The organism is Pseudomonas sp. OVF7, assembly GCF_030644265.1.
GTDB lineage: Bacteria > Pseudomonadota > Gammaproteobacteria > Pseudomonadales > Pseudomonadaceae > Aquipseudomonas > Aquipseudomonas gorinensis.
Map to the genome: position 1 here is coordinate 5,455,784 of NZ_CP128996.1, position 16,965 is coordinate 5,472,748.

Consider the following 16,965-nt stretch of genomic DNA (forward strand, 5'->3'; position numbering starts at 1 on the left):
GAACCCGCTCCCACAGGGGCACTGCGGTGTTCAATTGCTTAAGTGGCGGGTCTCAAGTCCTACGAAAATGCGGAATCACTTTTTCACCAATGTTGCGCAAAGTCTCCAATTGTGCCCACTGCGGCACAGTGCCCATCTGACAGATGAACAGAATCTCGTCGGCGCCAGCATCGATCAATCGCTGCACGTAACCGATGCAATCGTCGACCGTGCCGTAGGCGTGATTGGGGTTCATCATGGACATGGTCGGGTCGGAGAAATCGACGCTGACTTCTTCCGAGGCGAAGCGCGACTTGATCACGCTCTGGCCATTGCCATCGACGAAGGTGTCATCCTTCCACTTCTCCGGATCTGGACGCTCGCCACCACCGTACCAATAGCCCAGCGACTCCAGGAAATAACGCTGGCCACGAATACCGATCCGGCGCGCCTCCTCGTTGTCTTCGAGCACAATGGCCGGGCAAAGGGCCGCGATATGCCGGTTGGGACGGAACCCCACTTGTTTTTTCTCATCTCGGTTATCCCAGGCCTCGTGGTAGACCTCGACCTTCTTGGCGATTTCTTCCGGGCCACCGAAGCCCAGCACTAGTGCGCCCATGCCACGACCACCAGCGTTTTTCAGCGACTCGGTGTTGGTGCAAGCCAAGTACATGGGTGGATGTGGGTCTTGGTAAGGCTTGGGATGGATCGGCCGTTTCGGGATTTGCACGAAATCGCCGTGATGCTCGATTTCGTCCTGCACAAACATCTTCGGGATTAGATACATCATCTCATCGATCTGCGGTTGCAAGGTCGCCAGGTCGTAGCCGAAAGTACCGGCCTCCTGTTGGGTACCGCCCTTACCGACGCCAAAGTGCACACGTCCCTTGGACAACAGGTCGAGGGTTGCAATGCGCTCCGCCACTTTTACCGGATGGTTCATTGCTGGCGGCAGACAGATCACACCGTGACCGATGCCAATACGCTCGGTTTTACCGGCAACGAAAGCCAGCATGGTTTCCGGCGCGGACATGTGCGAATAGTTACTCAGCGCCGTATGCTCCACGCACCAGAATGTATCGAACCCAAGCTTATCGGCCAGCACCGCTTGTTCGACAGTGTCATCGAAAATCCGGCGGTCGCCTTCACGACTGGAGTCCACCGTCTGAGCTTCGTAAATCAGTGAAAATTTCATGGTTAATCCTTGTGTTTATTGGATGCGCAGTCGGCGCTTGAGACCTACGCCTTGTCCTCATGCTCGAACATCAACGCAGCGCTTGAATCACGCAAACGGACTAGCCGATTCAGAAGAAAGGTCAGAGGAAAAAGTCGTTGCTGTCCGAGCCCATGCTCACACCACCCAGGTTCCAAGCATACTTGGCCGGGTTATTGGCAACGTGCGCGCGACCGGTATGAATGTCGCGGAAGGTTCGGTTGATGGGATGACCACGAAATATCGTTGAGGCGCCGCTGTTGAACATCAGCTCAGAGACCGCTTTGGCGCATTTGTCAGTCACTAGCGCAGAGTCGTAACGCATCTTCACTCGCTCTTGCATGCTCAGCGACTCTACGCCCTGCGCCCGCTGCAACATCAGCGCAAAGTTGCGTAGTAGCACGGTCTTGCACTCGTCGACACAGACCATGGCGTTGGCCAGTGCCGACTGCGCCGCCGGGTCCTGGACCATCTTGCGACCATCGTTGACCCCAACCCTCGCGCGGTTGTGCTCGATAAACTGGTCCACCGCACCTTGTAGTGCGCCGATGGCCGAAGACGATACCGCCCTTACAAATATCTGCCCGAATGGTAGGCGGAACAGCGGCGCGGTGTTCACCGCATTACCCGGGCTGTCCTGCATGAAACCGTCAAAGGCCCGATGGGTGCGGTACTCCGGCACAAAGGCGTTCTCTACCAGTATGTCGTGGGAGCCGGTGGCCTCCAGGCCCATGACATTCCAGTTATCGAGTATCTGGTAGTCGCTACGCGGCAGCAGGAAGGTCCGGTAATCCGGGGCTCCGCCCGCCTCCACAGGCGGCACCAACGCACCAAGGAATACCCAGTCGCAATGCTTGCTGCCAGAAGAAAACCCCCAGCGCCCGCTCAGCTTGAAGCCGCCTTCAACCCGTTCGACCTTGCCCACCGGCATATAGGAAGAAGAAATGAGCACGCTGGAGTCGGAGCCCCAGACATCCTGTGCCGCACGGTCATCGAACAGCGCCAGTTGCCAGTTATGGATTGCTACCACACCTAGCACCCAGGCCGAGGACATGCAGCCCTCGGCGAGGGTCATCTGCACCTCGAAAAAATCCTTGGGCTCAAGCTCATAGCCGTCCCAACGAGACGGCTGAAGGATGCGAAAGAATCCGGCAGCGTGGAAATCGCGCAGAGTTTCCTCAGGCAACTGGCCCAGTTGCGCGGCCTGCGGGGCGCGTTCGCGCAGAATCGGCACCAGCTCGCGGGCACGTAGGCTCAGACGCTGGCGAATCAGGTCTTGGTTGAGCATTTTTGTTGTTCTCCTCTGTTCACCCCGTCCGCCGGGGCGCGCGTGCAGCGGGGCGGCTGCAGCACCAGTAGGTGCTCGCCTCCTTCGAGGCATTCAAGCAACACACGGAACAACGGACATCCCTCAAACGGACCATACGTATCCAGAAAACAACGAAGATCAAACAGCAAGCATCAAAAGCACAGCCTGCGACGTCTTCTACTAGTCCCCTCGGACGATGTTGACCGTGGACGTCGGCGCAAGAATTCATCGCACTCCATGCACAACGAAAGGGCTCGTGCGATGAACGACGTCAATCTGAAAGCCGACATGCTCCAGGCCATGCGCCGACTGGCCAAGTCAGTCACCATAATCAGCACCAGCAACGGTTCCGAGCGGTTCGCCATGGCCGCCACTGCGGTCGATTCTCTCAGCACTGAACCGCCGTCGCTGCTGATTTGCGTCAACAAGACCGCCTCGCCGCATGCGGCTCTAGCGACCGGTGCGGACTTCTGCGTGAACATTCTCGGCGTCGAACAACAGGACCTGGCGCACCTGTGCAGCGGTGCGATCAAAGGCGAGGCGCGTTTTGACCGCGGTAACTGGCTAACCAGTGCCGGTGGTATTCCGTATCTGGATGACGCTCAGTCAACGATTCTCTGCCGCCAGGACGGCCACTTCAGCTACGGCACCCACACCGTCTTTATCGGGCGCATCCTGCAAATCCATACCAGCGAAGCGATCACCCCGCTGGTCTACCTCGACGGCACCTACACCACCACCGCCAAACCTGTCCCCTCCTTCGCTGTCGCCGGCTGAGGCCTGAAAAAATGGACAGCCTGAACGGGTTGACGGCGTTGCGAGTGAGCAGCGCCGACCAGCTGCAATGGGATGATCGCTGCGACTTGCTGGTGGTCGGTTTTGGTGGCGCCGGCGCCTGTGCCGCCATCGAAGCGGCCAGTCGCGGATTGGCGGTGCTGGCGCTGGACCGCTTTGCAGGTGGCGGCGCCACCGCGCTCAGTGGCGGAGTGGTGTATGCCGGTGGCGGCACGCCGTATCAACGCCAGGCCGGCTATGACGACAGCAGCGAAGCGATGTTCAACTACCTGCGTCGCGAAGTCGGCGAGGCTGTCAGCAGCCAAACTTTGCGGGACTTCTGCGAAGGCAGTTGTGAACAACTGGCGTGGCTTGAGCGTCAGGGTGTCGCATTCGAATCCAGCGTGCCGCCGCATAAGACTTCGTACCCGAGCGATCAGTACTACCTTTATTACTCCGGCAACGAAGCCGTACCGGCCTATGCCGCCATTGCCAAACCGGCACCTCGCGGTCACCGCACCAAAGGCCCCGGCATGTCCGGCGCCAGTCTGTTTGCCCCGCTCAAGGCCAGCGCCTTGCGTCATGGTGCGCGCCTGCGTAGCCAGTGCGAAGTGCGGCGGCTGGTGCTCGACACCAGCGATCACGTGCTGGGGGTCGAAGCCTGGCAGCTGCCGCCCGGTAGTCGCGCAGCCCGTCAACATACCCGGCTTTCGCGCTGGGTCAGCGCCATCCACCTGTACGCCCCGGCATTGGCCGACCGTTTGCGCGCTCGCTTGCGACGCATCGAACAAACCAGTGCCGAACGCCAGCTGATTCGCGCTGAACAGGGTGTATTGCTGAGCAGCGGCGGGTTTATCTTCAATCGCGGGTGGGTCCGCCAGCATGCCCCGCAGTATCTGGCCGGTTTGCCGCTGGGGACCACCGGCTGTAACGGCAGCGGAATCGCCTTGGGCCAGAGCGCCGGTGGCAGCGTGACGCGGATGGACAAGGTCAGCGCCTGGCGTTTTATCAATCCACCACTGGCCTGGGCCCGAGGATTGATCGTCAATGCTCGGGGTCAGCGTTACACCAACGAAGAAATCTACGGTGCGACCCTCGGCCACGCGATGGTCGAAGAGCAGGACGGTCGCGCGATTCTGATTCTCAACCGGGCGTTGGTGCACGAGGCATTGCGCCAAGTCGGTCCGGGCAAAGTCTGGCAATTCCAGCGCCTGCCGGTGCTGCTCAACTTGTTGTTCAACGCCCGGCGCAGCAACAGTTTGACAAGGCTGGCCAAGCGTTGCGGATTGCCCGTCGAGGCCCTGCGACAGAGTGTGGAAACCTATAGCCGCGCCGCGCGGGGTGAAGTCGTTGATACCTTCGGCAAGTCGCAAGCCATGCTCGCCGACATGGACCATGGGCCATGGTACGCCCTCGATCTGTCATTCGCCAGCCGGCTGTTTCCCTGCCCGGTCATCACCCTTGGCGGGCTGAAAGTCTGCGAGCACAGCGGTCAGGTGCTGGACCACGCAGGTCAGCCAATCCGGGGTCTTTACAGCGCCGGCCGCAATGCAGTCGGGGTCGCTTCCAACCTTTATGTCTCCGGCCTGTCGCTGGCCGATTGCATCTATTCAGGTCGCCGAGCCGCTGCCCATCTGGCCGATCAAGTCGCACTGCAAACCACACGCTCAGGAGAACAACAATGCAACGTGTAGAAGGCAAAGTCTGCATCATCACCGGCGCCGCCAGCGGCATCGGTCGCGAAGACGCCCTGCTGCTGGCCCGTGGAGGTGCCAAAGTCGTGCTGACCGATCTCAACGAAGAAGCCGGACGCCAGGTCGCCGCAGAAATCGGCAGCAATGCGCTGTTCATTCGCCATGACATTGCCAGCGAAAGCGACTGGCAACATGTGATCAGCACTACCCTGGAACACTTCGGCCGTTTGGACGTGCTAGTCAACAACGCCGCGATCCTGGCCCTGGGCAGCATCGAAGATACCAGTCTCGAAATGTGGCAGAAAGTGCAGAAAATCAATGGCGACGGCTACTTCCTGGGCTGTAAATACGCCATCCAGGCGATGAAAGAAACCGGCGGCGGCTCGATCATCAACATGTCGTCGGTCGCAGCCCTAGGCGCGATGCCGATGTTCTGTGCCTACTCGGCGTCCAAAGGCGCGGTGGCCGCCATGACCCGCTCCATCGCCTTGCACTGCAAACAACAGGGCTACCGCATTCGCTGCAACAGCGTGCACCCGGATGGCGTCAACACGCCGATGACCCAGGCCTTGACCGGCGGCCAGCCGATCCCTCAGGAAGCCCTCGACCAAGACCCGATGAATCGCATGTGCGCGCCCCGGGACATTGCCAATGTGGTGCTGTTCCTCGCCACGGACGAGTCACGTTTCGTCAACGGTGCCGAGATTCGCGTCGACAACGCCCAATTGATCAGCGGGCTCTGAGGCCGAGGTGAACATGGGCACGCAACAGCAGAACCTGACACCGGCCGAACAGACGACGGCAAGCTACTCATTGCAAGTGTGCAAGGTGATCGACGAGACCGACGACGCGCGCTCGCTGGTGCTGGATATACCTCCGCATCTGCGTGAGCGCTTTCGTTACAAACCGGGCCAGTTCCTGAGTTTTCGCGTGCCCTGCGCCGGCAAGCTGTTGACCCGCTGTTACTCCATGGCCAGCTCGCCGCTGTCGGATGCGCTGCCCAAGGTCACGGTCAAACGGGTCGCGGGCGGCCGCGTGTCGAACTGGATGAACGAGGTACAGGTCGGTGACTGGCTGGAGGTGTTGCCGCCGGCGGGGCATTTCTGCCTGAACGAGGAGCAATCGGTCGATAGACCGCTGGTGCTGTTCGGTGGAGGATCGGGCATTACCCCGGTGTTTTCGATCCTGAAATCAGTGCTGCGCAGCAGCCAGCGGCCGATCAAGTTGATCTACGCCAACCGTGATGAAGCCTCTGTGATTTTCAAGGATGAGCTGTGTCAGTTGATCAAGGCGCATCCTGATCAACTGCACGTGGTGCACGTCCTCGACTCGGTTCAGGGTTTCCTGACCGACGCCCAGGTGCGTCATCTGCTGCGCGGTTCGGATGGTGGTGACTACTTCATCTGCGGACCGGGGCCGTTCATGGATACCGTGGAGCGCACGCTGCTGGGACTGGGCGAAGCCGCCGAACGCATCCATGTCGAACGCTTTGTCTCGCCTCCGGATCCCGACGTACTACTCGCGGAAGAAGCCCTGGCTCGGGTCGCGGCCCTCGGATCACTGTGCGAGGCGTTGATTGTCGAGCTCGATGGTCAGCAACACGAAATTGCCTGCCTCCCCGGCGACACCCTGCTGCAAAGTTGCAAAGCGGCAGGCCTGGACGTGCCCTCTTCTTGCGAAGAGGGTTTTTGCGGGGCCTGCATGTGCGTCGTCCAGGAAGGTGAGATCCAGCTGGCACGCAACGATGTGCTCAGCCCCAAAGAATTGGCCGAAGGCTGGACGCTGGCCTGCCAGAGCCGTCCAACCGGCGCCCGGGTACGGTTGAAATTCCCGGATTGAACGTCCGTCAGCCATAGTCTCAACGGACGATCACCTTGGCCGGGGCTGCGGTTAAACTCGGCCACAGCATTAGCCCACAACAATAAAAGAGGTGCAGTTATGGCTCGTTTGCAAAACAAGGTCGCGGTGGTCACCGGCGGCGCGTCGGGGATCGGTCTGGCCTGTGTGCGCCGCTTCGCCGCTGAAGGCGCGCAAGTCGTGGGACTGGACATCGGCACTGCACCGGCGGATTTCCCCGGCCTGTTCATGAGCCTCGACGTGCGCGATGAAGCACAGGTTCAGCAAGTCATGCAAGAAGTAGTTAGCCATTTCGGGGGCATCGACGTGCTGGTCAATGCCGCCGGTGTCGCCGACCAGGGCAACGTAACCCAGACCACCACCGCCAACTGGCAACGGGTGATTGACATCAACCTGACGGGCAGCATGCTCACCAGCAAATACGCGCTGGAATCGATGGTGTCCCAGCGCTGTGGTTCGATTATCAACATCGGCTCAATCTTCGGTTTGCAAGGCTGCGACGGCAATGTGGCATATAACGTCTCCAAGGGTGGCATCAATCAGCTGACGCGTTCGATGGCCATCGACTACGGCTACGCGAATATTCGCGTCAACGGATTGTGCCCCGGCCTGATCGAAACGCCGATGACCAGCATTGTCCGCGAACAGGAAGCTTTCCACGCCTTCTTCGCATCGCAGCACATGCTCAACCGCTCAGGCCAACCAGAAGAAGTGGCCAACGTCGCGCTGTTCCTAGCCTCGGACGAAGCATCCTTTATCAGCGGCCAAATGATCGCCGTAGACGGCGGATTCTCCGCCGGCCGCCGCTTCGCCCCACCCTCCGCCTGAACTGCACCCGGCCGGCGCCCTGCCCGACCCTTTCTCCTTTCGCACTTGTCCTCTAACCGAGGAGGCCCCATGCCGCCTGTCGCAAACGCACTGACCATCCCCCAACTGTTCGCCAATGCGGCCCAAACCTACGGCGACCGCCCGGCCATTGAGGACACGGACCGTTCAATCAGCTATCGCGAACTCAATCAACTACGCCGACAAGCCGCCCGCGCATTGCTGGCTCTGGACGTTCAGGTCGGGGATCGGGTGGCGATCTGGGCACCCAATATGTGGGAGTGGATCGTCGCAGCTGGTGCACTACAGAGTGTCGGTGCCGCGCTGGTGCCACTCAATACCCGCATGAAAGGCAGCGAGGCAGGTTATATCCTGCGAGAAAGCGGCGCGTGTGTACTGTTTGTCGTCGGTGAGTTTCTCGGCACCGATTATCCACGCATGCTGGCGTCGGAAGAATTGCCGGCGCTGCGCCAGATCATCACGTTACGCGGCGACGGGCCAGGCACCATGGGCTGGGATGTGTTTCTCGCGCTGGCGGCCGATGTGCAACAGTTGGCGTTGCAAACCCGCGAACGCAGCGTTGGCCCACAAGCGCTGTCCGACTTACTGTTCACGTCGGGCACCACCGGCAAACCCAAAGGCGTGATGACCCGCCACGGACAAAACCTTCGGGTGGTGCGCGACTGGAGTGAAGTGGTCGGCTTGCGTGAGGGCGATCGGTACCTGATCGTCAATCCGTTCTTCCATTCATTCGGCTACAAGGCCGGTTGGCTGGCGGCACTGATGCGCGGTTGCACCATCGTGCCGCAACAGGTGTTCGATGTGCAGGCGGTACTCGAATGCGTCGAACGCCAACGCATCACCATACTGCCCGGACCGCCGACCCTCTATCAGTCCCTCCTCGCCCACCCCCAACGCAGTGAATTTAACCTAACGTCATTGCGAGTTGCTGTGACTGGCGCAGCAGCGATTCCGATAGAGATGATCCGGCGAATGCGCGACGAACTCGGGTTTGCAACCATCGTGACTGCCTACGGTCTCACCGAAGTCTGCGGTTTTGCGACAATCTGCCGCCCTGGTGATTCACAGGAATTGGTGGCCAGTACCAGCGGACGAGCCATGCCCGGTGTGGAAATCCGTTGTGTCGGCAGCGCGGGACACAGCCAACCAGCCAACATCCCCGGCGAGGTGCAGGTGCGCGGATACAACCTGATGCAGGGCTATTTCAATGATCCGCAGGCCAGCCAGCAAATCCTCGACGCTGACGGCTGGCTGCACACCGGGGACATCGGGGTGCTCGACGAAAACGGTTACTTGCGCATCACGGACCGCCTCAAGGACATGTTTATCACTGGGGGGTTTAATGTGTACCCGGCGGAAATCGAACACTGTTTGCTGACCTACCCCGGAGTAGCCCAAGCCGCCGTCATCGGCATCCCCGACGAACGTCTAGGCGAAGTGGCCATGGCCTTCTTACTACCAACGGCAGGCATTGAGATCGACCAGACCCGGTTTCTCGCCTGGTGCCGCGAACACATGGCCAACTACAAAGTCCCGCGCCGGATACGGGTGCTTGATAGCATGCCGCTGAATGCGGCGGGCAAAGTGACTAAGAATGTTTTGCGGGAGTGGGCCGGGATTGATGCTGACTGATCAGATTCGTTCCCACCCTGAACGAAAGGTTGGACGCCCGGTGACCACTGCGTATGTGCTTCGGAGCGCCACAGAATGCATTTCCACGCATCGTTTTACCGGTTCGAAAAGACGGTCAAGTATCCTGATCTAAGTTCGCAATAAGTGGCGATTGTCGCCACTTATTGCCACGTCCCATGCATGTAAAACGTGTTTTTCAGCGTTTGTGTTGGGCTGGTTGCTCACCTGAAATACTTGTCGACGTAGGACTGGATTTCCTTACGCATAAACCTCCCGGAGTCATCCGCCCGCTCTTCCCAACCGAATACGCATGCGGTAACGATGCCGTCAAAACCAGTTTTGGCCAGGGAGCTGAAGAACAGGTCCCAGTCGATTTCGCCTTGGTGCATGTCCATATGCTGATGCACGGTCACCTTGGCTCCAGGTGGGTTGACGATATAGCGCAAGCCCGATGACGCCTTGTGGTTGTAGGTGTCGGCAATGTGTACGTGGGCAATCATCGAGCCGGCATCGGCGATCATCTTCTCCATGTCATCGCCGAAATAGAAGGTATGCGGCGTACAGTACAGGAACTTAACATTGTCAGAACTAACGGTTTTAAGCATATCCAACGCTGGGTGAAGAGTTTCGCACCAATCTTCAGGATGAGGCTCAACGTTCAGCGTTACGCCCTCCTTCTCCAGTACCGGAACCAGTTCTTCCATAGAACGCCACCAGGCGGCCTCACTGGATTCGTGGGTATGGAAACCGCCGCAGCAACTCACTTTGTGCCCACGCTCAGGCGAAGGGCCCCGGCCGAACTCGGAATTCATAGTCGTGCAGCCCATCTCCACTGCAATCTGAATCGCTTCCTTCCAGTAATTCACGGCAGCACGACGTTCGTCTTCGTGAGGGCTTGCCCAGCGGTACATTGGCAGCAGCGAGGCCAGTTGCAAATTGTGGTCTCGCAGGGCTTTCTTAAATTCGGCGATGCGCTCTTTGTGGGCGCGCGGGCGTACCCACCATGGTAGAAAGTCATCCCGTGGCGACAGTTCCAAGTATTCATAGCCGAGTTCAGCGGTCTTGCGGCACAGCTCTGGCAGACTCAAGTGACGGTGCATGTAAGGATCAAGGGCGATTTTCATTGTTATTCTCCTATTTGTGTACAGACGCCTTGCAAAGCATTGGCTTCAGTCAATAGTGGTGCGTGCCCACAAGATCAGTAGTCAACCCACGCGGCATCCTTGTCGGCAGATTCCACGCAGCGCTCAACCCAGCGCACGCCTTCGATACCTGCATTTATGTCCGGGTATGACATGGTCGACAGAGCGCGAATGTCACCTCGGTCACTGGCTTCCATAGCTAAGGCAAAACGGTAATAGAGGTTGGACCAGGCTTCGAAAAGCCCTTCGGGATGTCCACTACCGATACGGTCGTCAATTAGTGCACTGGGGTGCAGATAGCCCATGCCGCGCTCCAGGACCTGTGCGGGTTGCCCCTGTACCTCGAAACTCAATTGGTTAGGGCGCTCGTCCCACCATTCCAAGCTGGCATGCGAGCCGATCACCCGGATCTTCTGGCCATGCATGGAGCCTGCATTGACAGCGCTGGACCAAACTGTGCCCATGGCACCGCCCTCGTACTCCATCAAAGTGTAAGCATTGTCTTCCAGCGGCGAGCGGCTGGCGACAAAACTCTGTCGACTGCACATGAGGCGTTTGATTTTCAGCTCTGGCAGCATCACTTTCGACAGATATAGCGGGTGAGTACCGACATCACCCAAGACATAACTCGGCCCCGCCTGACGAGGATCGACGCGCCACTGCGTCGCCTGGCTTTGCACCTCGATTGGTGCGCTATGGAAGCCGTGCGCGAACTGCATGTGCACCATACGAATTTCGCCTAACTTTCCATCGGCAATCATCGAGCGCGCTTGTTCGATCAGTTGATGTCCTGCATAGCCATAGGTCACGCCGACTATACGGTTTTGGGCTTGCGCGAGCTTGCGCAACATCTCGGCCTGTTCGAGGGTAAAACAGAGCGGCTTTTCACAGACCACATGTAACCCCGCCTCAAGAGCCGCTTTAGTAATCGAATAGTGGGTCCCGTTGGGCGTGGCAATCGACACAGCCTGAATGCCGTCCTGACGCTCGGCTTCCTGCTCAAAAAGGCTCAGGTAGTCCGCGTAGCAGCGCTCGGGATCGACGCCCAGTTGCTCGCCAAATTCGCGACCGCGGGTAGGATCGATGTCGAAGGCGCCGGCCACCAACTCAAAGTTCCGGTCGCGCAGCGCTGCTGAGCGATGGATGTAGCCTATCTGGCTCTGACTGCCCCCACCCACCATGGCCCAGCGGATCGGTTGAGGGATACGTTTGCTGCCATTGATCATGATCGTTGTCCTTGTTATGGATCAGAAACCCATGCGGGCGAGAAAAGCACGGCTGGCCGCGATGTCGTCCAGACTGCTCCCGGCGTTGCGCGGATCGCGTTCCTGTTCGACTGTGATGTAGCCCTCATAACCCAGCTCCCGGATGAGATTGTGCAGCGCTGGGTAATCGATCACACCCCGGCCGATGGGGCACATCACGCCCCGGGCGCAGGCGTCGAAGAACTTAATGCGCTCATTCATCACCTGATCAAAGATGGTCTGGTCGATATCTTTGAAGTGGATGTAATCGAGACGATGTATGTAGGTCCTCAGCGAGGCGACTGGGTCCATGCCCGCGTAATAAAGATGCCCGGTGTCCAAGCACAAACCCGCGATTTCGTCGGGAATGTCGTCCACCAGCCTCGCTAATTCGTCAGCGAATTCGATGTAGCCACCAGCGTGAGGGTGGATCACCGCACGTATCCCGTACTCCTTCCAGGCGATCTCGGCGATGGCCCGAATATGCTCCAGCATTTCATTCCAGGTCGCGTCGTCCAGACGTGGCGCGCGGTCCGAGTGACCGGCGGCGTAGTCGCGCTCTTCGTGCCCCCAATCCATGATCACCAGATATGGCCCGGAGAAACGCTGCCTCGTTTCTTTTTTAACGGAGGGCAATTGCTTGAGCAGGGCACATATGTGGTGAGTCTGGTGTAGCAGCGCTGGGAGATTGGCTGGATTAACCAGGTCATCGAAGATGGTCCCAGCCACCACGTGTAAGTGGTGTTCGTCCAAGGCTTTGCTAACGACGTCAGGATCTAACGGTAGATAGCCGTAGGGACCCAATTCAATGCCGCGATAACCTGCTTCAGCCGCCTCCCTGAGCACGCGCCGCCAAGGAGGCAGAAAAGGATTTTTAACATCGTCGACGCCCCAGCAGCAGGGCGCAGTGGAGATGTGGATGGTCATGAGGACTCCGGCATTGTTGTTATGCGTAACGCATTTTGCGCTGGTCCCGATGCTATTGAATTGTCTGAGAGGGAGCTATGGGCTGTTCGCTAAACATGTCAAAACCCTTCATAATGTGAAAAAGAGATGTCAATACATGTCAAAGCAACCTCGCCGAAAACTTCGCCCCACCATGGCAGATATCGCCCGTGAAGCTGAAGTCAGTCTGTCAACCGTCGATCGGGTTCTGAATTTACGTGCCGACGTGCGCGCCGATACCGCCCAACGTATCGCCGCCGCTGCCGCTCGGTTGGGCTTCCATGCTAAGAGTGTTATCGAACAACGGATGCTTAACGAGATGCCGACAGTGCGGTTGGGGTTTCTGCTGCAGAAGAGCGGAGTGGCATTCTATCAGGGCCTTGCACAAGCGCTCGCTGATGCTGCTTCGACCTACACACGCGCACGTATCCGTGTAGTGATCGGTTATTTGGATGATCTCGACCCGACCACCGTGGCGAGGCGCATTCAGGCCTTGGGAGAGCAAGTAGATGGTCTGGGTGTAGTCGCAGCGGATCATCCTATGGTACTCGAAGCTGTTGCTCAGCTTTGCAACGCCGGCGTGCCTGTCGTGGCGCTGATCTCAGAGCTTTCTATGACCGCAGGGGCCGGCTACGTGGGGGTGGACAACCGCCGCATGGGACGTACAGCTGGTTGGTTTGTATCACGGCTTGCAGACGCGCCTGGCTCGGCGGCGGTAATGGTGAGTAGTCAGCGCTTTCAGTGTCAGGAACTCTGCGAACTCAGTTTCCGTAGCTACCTGACGGAGCACTCCAGCAACTGGGAGTTGCTCGCCTCTCGGCTAACTCTGGAGGATGACGAATTCGCCTATGGCAACACCTTGGACTTGCTGACTGGTGAACCTGATCTGGCGGGCCTGTACGTCGCAGGAGGTGGTACCGCGGGGGTGCTACGAGCCTTATCTGAGCTCAAGGCGCAGCAGGCTAGGTTGCCTGTTGTGGTCTGCCACGATTTGACTCCGCTGACGCGACAGGCGTTGAGTGAAGGACTGGTCCAAACGGTGTTATCGCACCCGATTATCAAGGTGGCCGAGAAGGCCATTCATGCTCTAGTTGAGTCGGCAACCGCATCGAAATCAATTGATTCGCCTAAGGGGCTGTTACCTATACAGATCGATGTCTGCGAAAGCATCTAGCCCCTAGCTGACGTGAGAGCTCAGAATAAGCATGAAATGTCACATCGATTCAAGATACACATGGTTTTCCTAATCAACGCTGATTCGGTACCGAGTAACATGCAATCAGCCCGCGTCTAGAACAAATGCGTTAGAAGATAGGTTGCGAACCACACTGACGAATAAGTGATACAAGAAGAGCCTGGAGCAGGCATAGCATGGGGAGCAAGCTCCCCATTCAAGTTTTACTGGACATTAGTGACACAGAGCGTGGAAACGATCAGTGTCGATTAGCTCACCCGTGCAGGGTGCTGCTGCCGCGGCTCACCGAGCAGGGCGCGGTGAGACGGTGGCTGGCGGCCCTCGGCCTCGCTGACGCCATAAGCAAGGGCTATTTCGGCAGTTATTAACGTCTGCCCAGAGAGCGTCATCAACTGTGGATCGTTGAGCAAGGCGTGAATCACACGCCCGTTGAACTGCGGCGTTTCTGCGTCGGCCAGGAACGCCCGATATTGTTCGCCATGCTGCTCACCGGCAATGCGTGAGCGTTCGGTCAGTTGCGGACCGAGCCAAAGCGATACGGCAGCCACCCCTTGCCCTTCAAAATCAATAGCCATGTCCGCGGCCAACTTGTCCACGCCAGCCTTTTGCGCACCGTACGCTGGGCCATGCATGTAGCACCCAGCACCAAAGGAAGAAGTAAAACATATCAATCCCTGCTCGCTACGCAGCAACAAGGGGGCAGCGTAGTAGCTGGCAATGTAAGCTGAGCGCAATCCCACATCGAGAATTCGCACTAGGTCTAGTGGTTTGTTCCAGAATGGTCCTGGTTCGATCAGACGATCATGGATAAAAGCTGCGTTATTCACCAATACATCCAACTGCCCACAGTCTTGCTCGATCCGTGCAAACAACGCCTCCACCTGTACATCGTCGCCGTGATCACAAACCACCGCGATACCCCGTCCACCAGCGGCCGTGATGGCGGTAGCGGTCTCATCCAAAGAGCTGTGCAATGCGTGCCCATATAGATTCGAACCACCCTGTCCCGGCGCACGACCGGTAATGTAAACAGTCATGCCCAAGGCACCCAGCGCCAGGGCAATACCTTGGCCTACCCCCCGACTGGCGCCCGTGACGAGCGCAACTTGCTGACGTTTGATATTCATTGGCAACTCCCGATCATCGCCGGACCCGACCGGATCTGACGCTGACGTTCCTGGTGAATGTGATTGGCCGCTACATAACCGAAGGTCATGGCCGGGCCGATGGTCGAACCGGCGCCAGGATAGGTACGCCCCATCATTGATGCCGCGCTGTTACCAATGGCATACAAACCCTTGATAGGTTGACCATCCTCGTGCAATACCCGAGCATGTACGTCGGTGAGCAGACCGCCCTTGGTCCCGATGTCGCCGGCGTCAATGCGCACCGCGTAAAACGGTCCTTTGAGCAACGGCGCCAGGCAGGGATTGGGTTTCACATTGGGATCGCCGTAGTAACGGTCAAACAAGGAATCACCTTTGTGAAAATCCTTATCCGTACCCTCTACCGCCATGCGGTTGAAGCGTTCGACGCTACTCGCTAACCCAGCCGAGTTGACCCCGATCTGCACCGCCAGCTCCGGCAAGCTCGTAGCTTTCTGGTAGTAGTCGCGCAAGTGCCGCGGCACTTGCCAATCAGGCTGCGCATAGCCCGGCATCAAGGCGCCGCACGGGTACTTACGACGAAACTCAGCGTCGAAAATCATCCAGCACGGCACGCTCACAGCATCTGGACGGTTGTTGGCATACATGGCATAGACGATATCGGTATAGGGTGCCGCTTCGTTGACGAAACGCTCGCCAGCCGAGTTCACCAGCATGCAGCCCGGTAAGGTGCGCTCGACAAACAGCGCCCGTTGTTTTTCTTCACCCCGTACGTAAGTGGTCGGCGCCCACCAACAGTGGTCCATCAGCGCGGTGCGGGCACCAATCGCTTGGCCGGCTCGGATCCCGTCACCCGTGTTGTTCGGCGGTGTCGCGCTCCAAGTCGCCTTGGACGGTTTAGGCAGGTACTGCTCGCGCATAGCCTGGTTTCGTTCAAAACCACCAGCGGCGATAATTACGCCACAACGGGCCTTGATGTTCTGCACCCGGCCGTCGCGACACACCCGCGCACCGCCGACTCGATCACCGACAATCAATAACTCTTCGAGCGCGCAATTGAGCCATAATGGCCTGTCGCGATCCTGCAACGAGCAGCGCAACGCGCCGATCAGGGCATTGCCCAGGGTCAGGAAACGGTCGCGACGTGACAATCGACGACCTTTGCGATCACGCCAGTAGCGCCACATCACGCGTAGCGTCAAGCCCAGCCAACCGCGTCCACGACACAGCAACACCTGCGCTTCCTTCATGGTCATGGCCATGCGGCCCATCATCAGGGTGCCCGGTGACGGCGCGCGCATACGCAAGAATTCTTCGCCTAGTTCGGAGGCGTCGAAAGGCAGCGGCTCCATAGAGCGATACCCCGGCTTACCTCCCGGCACTTCCGGGTAGTAATCGGCATAGCCCGATTGCGCTTCGAACCGTACCCGGCTGTGGGTCTCCAGATACTTGACCATCTCACGCCCCTGGGCAACATAGGCCTCGATGCGTCCGTCGTCGATTTCGCCGTGGGTCACGGCGCGGATGTAGGCTGTGGCCTCCTCCGTCGAATCATTGCCTCCCAGCGCCTGGATGCGATGGTTGTCGGGTATCCAGATCCCCCCACCGGACACCGCTGACGTGCCTCCGTACTCGGTACTTTTTTCAATCAGCAGTGCGTCCAATCCCAGGTCGTGGGCGCGCAGCGCAGCGGTCATGCCGCCCGCCCCAGAGCCAATCACCAGCACATCGCAGCACTCATCCCATTTAACATCGGCATCTTTCATCCGAACATCTCCACAAGCACCAACAGGCAAGAAGCCGCCGCTGCCAGCGCTTGGTCTGGCGCAGTGGTTTAGGGGATTGTTGAGGGGCTTGAAGGCGCCAACATCGTCCAATGGGACTAGCGCAACGGTGCCATAACTCCGAGCCAAAATGCTTAGTCCAGTTGGACGATGTTCTGTGGTGAACGTGACTCCATAGTCATCCGTGCCTCACCTCCCAACCCAGAATTCAGGTCGGGCTGGCCTGAGCCTTGCAAACGAGGACG

General features: G+C 58.7%; 14 protein-coding genes. 7 read left to right on the forward strand and 7 right to left on the reverse strand.

What is annotated here, in order from left to right:
- Positions 1-52: 52 nt before the first annotated feature.
- Together QU606_RS24600 and QU606_RS24605 are read right to left on the reverse strand one after the other, a co-directional pair.
- Positions 53-1,174, reverse strand: coding sequence for an LLM class flavin-dependent oxidoreductase (locus QU606_RS24600; protein ID WP_304997667.1), 1,122 nt, complete (start codon positions 1,172-1,174; stop codon positions 53-55).
- Positions 1,175-1,295: 121 nt separating this feature from the next.
- Positions 1,296-2,480 carry a flavin-dependent monooxygenase gene (locus tag QU606_RS24605; protein WP_304997668.1) on the reverse strand — a complete coding sequence of 395 codons (1,185 nt, stop codon included), beginning with the start codon at positions 2,478-2,480 and terminating at the stop codon, positions 1,296-1,298.
- A gap of 282 nt (positions 2,481-2,762) precedes the next feature.
- On the opposite strand from QU606_RS24605, the gene QU606_RS24610 reads away from it, so the two are divergent.
- The 6 genes from QU606_RS24610 (at position 2,763) to QU606_RS24635 (ending at position 9,304) form a co-directional block, all read left to right on the forward strand.
- A complete protein-coding gene (locus QU606_RS24610; protein ID WP_304997669.1) occupies positions 2,763-3,278 on the forward strand; it encodes a flavin reductase family protein in 516 nt (171 codons plus the stop codon).
- A gap of 11 nt (positions 3,279-3,289) precedes the next feature.
- Positions 3,290-4,969 carry an FAD-binding protein gene (locus QU606_RS24615; protein ID WP_304997670.1) on the forward strand — a complete coding sequence of 560 codons (1,680 nt, stop codon included), beginning with the start codon at positions 3,290-3,292 and terminating at the stop codon, positions 4,967-4,969.
- The gene (locus tag QU606_RS24620; protein WP_304997671.1) at positions 4,957-5,712 is read left to right on the forward strand and encodes a glucose 1-dehydrogenase; all 756 of its coding nucleotides are present in this window, start codon (positions 4,957-4,959) and stop codon (positions 5,710-5,712) included. The genes QU606_RS24615 and QU606_RS24620 overlap by 13 nt, the downstream gene beginning before the upstream one ends.
- A gap of 13 nt (positions 5,713-5,725) precedes the next feature.
- Positions 5,726-6,808: a ferredoxin--NADP reductase gene (locus QU606_RS24625; RefSeq protein ID WP_304997672.1), complete on the forward strand. Its 1,083-nt coding sequence runs from the start codon at positions 5,726-5,728 to the stop codon at positions 6,806-6,808.
- A gap of 99 nt (positions 6,809-6,907) precedes the next feature.
- Positions 6,908-7,654, forward strand: coding sequence for an SDR family NAD(P)-dependent oxidoreductase (locus QU606_RS24630; protein WP_304997673.1), 747 nt, complete (start codon positions 6,908-6,910; stop codon positions 7,652-7,654).
- A 69-nt stretch (positions 7,655-7,723) separates the two neighbouring features.
- Positions 7,724-9,304: a FadD3 family acyl-CoA ligase gene (locus QU606_RS24635; RefSeq protein ID WP_304997674.1), complete on the forward strand. Its 1,581-nt coding sequence runs from the start codon at positions 7,724-7,726 to the stop codon at positions 9,302-9,304.
- A gap of 221 nt (positions 9,305-9,525) precedes the next feature.
- On the opposite strand, the gene QU606_RS24640 is transcribed toward QU606_RS24635, so the two are convergent.
- From QU606_RS24640 to QU606_RS24650, 3 genes are all read right to left on the reverse strand, one after another.
- Complete coding sequence (locus QU606_RS24640) at positions 9,526-10,428, reverse strand: sugar phosphate isomerase/epimerase family protein (protein ID WP_304997675.1); 903 nt, start codon at positions 10,426-10,428, stop codon at positions 9,526-9,528.
- A 74-nt stretch (positions 10,429-10,502) separates the two neighbouring features.
- Positions 10,503-11,672, reverse strand: a complete 1,170-nt coding sequence (locus QU606_RS24645; RefSeq protein ID WP_304997676.1) for a Gfo/Idh/MocA family protein — start codon at positions 11,670-11,672, stop codon at positions 10,503-10,505.
- 21 nt (positions 11,673-11,693) lie between these two features.
- The gene (locus QU606_RS24650) at positions 11,694-12,617 is read right to left on the reverse strand and encodes a TIM barrel protein (RefSeq protein ID WP_304997677.1); all 924 of its coding nucleotides are present in this window, start codon (positions 12,615-12,617) and stop codon (positions 11,694-11,696) included.
- 136 nt (positions 12,618-12,753) lie between these two features.
- On the opposite strand from QU606_RS24650, the gene QU606_RS24655 reads away from it, so the two are divergent.
- Positions 12,754-13,809, forward strand: coding sequence for a LacI family DNA-binding transcriptional regulator (locus QU606_RS24655; protein WP_304997678.1), 1,056 nt, complete (start codon positions 12,754-12,756; stop codon positions 13,807-13,809).
- A 269-nt stretch (positions 13,810-14,078) separates the two neighbouring features.
- On the opposite strand, the gene QU606_RS24660 is transcribed toward QU606_RS24655, so the two are convergent.
- Positions 14,079-14,957 (reverse strand): SDR family NAD(P)-dependent oxidoreductase, encoded by an 879-nt coding sequence (locus tag QU606_RS24660; RefSeq protein WP_304997679.1) that lies wholly within the window; start codon positions 14,955-14,957, stop codon positions 14,079-14,081.
- Entirely contained in the window at positions 14,954-16,702 is a 1,749-nt protein-coding gene (locus QU606_RS24665; RefSeq protein WP_304997680.1) for an FAD-binding protein, read from the reverse strand. The genes QU606_RS24660 and QU606_RS24665 overlap by 4 nt, the downstream gene beginning before the upstream one ends.
- Positions 16,703-16,965: the final 263 nt, after the last annotated feature.